2 protein-coding genes and 2 pseudogenes are annotated in these 3745 nt (G+C 56.1%); all 4 read left to right on the top strand.

The annotated features are described in order from the left end of the window. Positions 1–377: pseudogene (locus ACGHJ7_RS14695) on the top strand (hypothetical protein); the annotation flags it as partial. Between the two features lie 269 nt (positions 378–646). Then, on the top strand, positions 647–1969 hold the full coding sequence (locus tag ACGHJ7_RS14690; protein WP_222826946.1) for a site-specific integrase: 1323 nt from the start codon (positions 647–649) through the stop codon (positions 1967–1969). 362 nt (positions 1970–2331) lie between these two features. Next, positions 2332–2863: pseudogene (locus ACGHJ7_RS14685) on the top strand (nucleotidyltransferase domain-containing protein); the annotation flags it as partial. Positions 2864–3019: 156 nt separating this feature from the next. Then, positions 3020–3745 (top strand): hypothetical protein (locus tag ACGHJ7_RS14680; RefSeq protein ID WP_248284189.1); only part of this gene is annotated, 726 nt, incomplete at its 3' end.

The following is a 3745-nucleotide window of genomic DNA, read 5'->3' as shown; positions in this document are numbered from 1 at the left end:
ACAAGTACCGTCCTTTGGTTCGAGCGCCTCGCCAGCTAGTCCCACTCTTGAATGCAAACGATGGGAAATTCATCAAAAGCGGGTCTATTCGGACTGCCTTTCGGCAGATGGCGAACACGCTTGGGTTCCCTGGCAGTGGTCAAAGCGGCGAAAAGCTCATCCGCCGCAGCACCGTCTCGCTCATCAGGCCACAGCTGGAGCGGATCGGCGCATGGGATACGCAAGGTCGGCTTATGTTGGGCCACATCCGACCGAACGTTTCCGACAAATATGCAACGCCTTACCATGAGGCTTATCTCGTCGATGCGGTTCGACTCATCGAGGAGTTGATCGACCGCATCGAAGCTGCCGCCTCGGGCGCGTTCTCATTAAATTAACCGGAGTTTCGCCGGAGCTCGCGTGCCGTCCAAATCAAAAAATGGCGGAAAAGCTGGCGCACCCGACAGGATTCGAACCTGTGACCTCTGCCTTCGGAGCCGGTACAGAACGGGTACGCCAGACTACGAAATCCTACTCTAAACTACTGTTTTGTATAGATTTATATTGAACTCGGGTTTTGCTGGCGTACCCAAATCTACGCCCCGGTTTTCTTCCGAGTGATGACACCACAGTTACTCAAAACGGGGCTCTGGAAACGGAGATCGCCGTGGTCAAACTGACGAAGCGCACCGTCGAGGCAGCCAAGCCTCAGGTGAAAGACTACATCATTTGGGATGAAGAGCTACCCAGTTTTGGGCTCCGGGTATACCGGTCGGGCAAGCGCAGCTATGTAATCCAGTATCGACAGAGGGGACGCGCCAGACGGCTTACGCTTGGATTGCACGGAGTGTGGACAGCGGAACTGGCCCGCCGAGAAGCGAAGGCTCAGCTGGGGCGTGTTGCAGGAGGCGACGATCCGGCAGAGGAGCGCCTCGAAGATCACCGTGCGATGACGATGAAAGAACTCTGCAGGCGCTATATTCAGGACCTCGATGATGGCCTGATTCTTGGCAAGGGAGGGCGACCGAAGAAGCAATCGACCATCGATACCGATATCGGTCGGATCAAGAGACACATCATTCCGCTCATCGGAACCCGGCGCGTCAAGGATCTGACCAGAGCCGATATGGTCAAGATAATGCGCGACATTATGGCAGGTCGGTCGCGGATTATCGTCAAAACCAAGAAACTGCGGGGCAAATCAATCGTGAGGGGCGGTCCTGGAACTGCCACGCGGACCCTTGGCCTCATAGGAGGAATACTCTCCTACGCCATTGATCTGGGCATCATCGAACACAATCCCACGCACGGGATCAAGAAGCCAAAATACAAGGTGCGCGAGCGGCGTTTGACCGAAGCCGAGTACGGTATTTTAGGAAGCATGCTGCGAGACGCGCAGACGCAAGAAAAGTTCTGGCCGACAACGGACATCATCCGCCAGATCGCCTTAACCGGTTGCAGACGGGGCGAGATCATCAATCTGAAATGGTGCGACGTGGACCTGGATGGCAGCTGCCTGCGGCTTTCCGAAAGCAAGGAAGGCAGATCAATACGGCCCATCGGCCTGCCTGTTGTCGAGTTTCTTGAGGCACAGCGTCAGACTGCCACGGGTAGCTTTGTGTTCCCGGGATTTGGCGAAGATAATGCTTTTGGCGGCTTCCCAAACCACTGGAACGCCCTCTTTAGCGGCTCACCATTGGAGGGGATCACAGCCCACGTGCTGCGTCACAGCTTCGCCAGCATGGGCAATGATCTCGGATTTACCGAGATCACGATTGCCGCACTTTTGGGGCACGCAAAAGGATCAATCACCAGCAGGTACATCCACGTCTTGGACGCTACGCTTATCACCGCTGCGGACATGATCGCAGGGTATGTCAGCGCTTTGCTGAATGGCACGAACTTCCAGCGAGGTAGCTTTGCGCTCGACCGCACTGCACGAAAGAGCGCCATGAGCGAATTCATCGCCGAGCGCGCAGCCGGGTCATGAAGCAGGTTCCGATGCAAGCCTCCCAGCACACTCCTACTGGAAACGCGATTCAAGCCCCCTCCCCAGAAATGGGGATGGCTAACCCTGTGGATAAAGCTGTGAGCTATTCGGACTATCGGGAACCGCTGGACTCGGACGATCAGGAACCGAAAGCTCGGACTATCGGGAACCGAATCAGGCCTCAAATCCGCAGAAATGCTGGGCTCGAGAGTCCCTTAACTATCCTAACAAACAATCCTGTCGGATTGCTGCTAACGCGAACCGCCAGCGCGCGGCTCCTCAGCGCTTTAGGGTGCGCCGTCGCCGCGCGCCTCGCCACTTGGCAGGTGCAAGAATCTCAAGCGCTTGCTAGAGATTGAGTGATGAAGACCGACCTCGATCATCTGCCCCCGCAAAAGCAGCGCGAACTAGAGCGCGTGGTGCAGCTGATCTTCGAAGAGTTTGATGACGCGTTCGCGCTTGCCAAGCATGAATGGAAGAAGGCCGGTCGCATTCTCAAGGTCATTCTCTACGGCAGCTATGCGCGCGGAACATGGGTCGATGAGCCGCATACAGCCAAGGGCTACCAGTCGGATTACGATCTGCTCGTGATCGTCAACGACAGCAGACTTACAGATCGAGTGAAGTACTGGTCCAAGCTCGATGACCGGCTCATGCGCGAATATGGTGTAACCGGGACGCTCAAAACCCCGGTCAACTTCATCGTCCATACCCTACAGGAAGTGAACGATGGGCTGGCGCACGGTCGCTATTTCTTCATGGACGTGAAGCAGGACGGCGTAGCGCTTTACCAGTCCGACGACACCGAGTTGCACACGCCTAAACCCAAAACGCCCGAACAAGCGCTGACCATGGCGCAGGAATACTTCGACGAGTGGTTTCCAAGCGCTAATCGTTTTAAGAAGGCTGCTGAGTTTTTGATCGATGATGGCGGGTCGTCAGGCACGCGCCCTCTGCAACATGAGGCATTCGGCGCGCCTCGACTTCATTTCCGAAGGCCTTCCAATCATACTTCAAAGCGCGCAGGGCTTTTGGCGAGCGGCGGAAACGTTGGAGGACAATCCGCGTGAGGCAGCAGTGCTCTCGGGCTTGGCTGAGGAAGAGTCAGCGAAGGCGCTTATCCTGATCGATTTGGTGCGGTGCCCGGTGCCCGAGGTTGGCAAGCGCATCGGTCGGATCGTTAAAAAGACGCTCTACGATCATCTCTCTCGTATGATCTATGCCAATGCTCAGTCATGGCGGCCAACAAACATCGCCCAGCTTCAAGAGTACGTCGACAACGAGCGACAAGGCCACCTTCTCGACGGAGGTATGAGCGAATACATCGTTCCCAATTGGTCGCTCTATTTGCGTGAGAGCACAATGTACGCCGACATCGAGGTCCACGAGGAAGGGATACCGCAATGGAATGATCCCAATCGCTGGGGCGGTTCTACGATAGCTATACGCCCCATCGCCTTGCAAATTGTCGAAGCGCTTGAGGTGCTGGGGGTTATGACCCGTGCAGGACTTCAAGCTACCAGTGATATCTGGGGCAACGTCGACTTCGTAAAAGACGAAGGCCCGGTTGAAGCGCGCGAGCTCTCCAAGCAACTTGGAGCTCGCTTAGACTCGGAAGGTTTGGTCACGGATGTCGCCACCGAGCAGCACGCGCGGCTCTTCTACAACCACTGGCAGCTTCCGATGTACAATCTCAAATTCGATTTGGTCGACGTACCGCTGGAACGGCTGGAGGCACAGCGAGAGGCCGCGTTTTGGAACGAGGTGGGCGAATAC

The organism is Altererythrobacter sp. MTPC7 (genome assembly GCF_042851395.1).
Taxonomy (GTDB): domain Bacteria; phylum Pseudomonadota; class Alphaproteobacteria; order Sphingomonadales; family Sphingomonadaceae; genus CAJXSN01.
The sequence above is the reverse complement of the archived record's forward strand: the minus strand, read 5'-3'. Positions and strand labels throughout refer to the sequence as shown.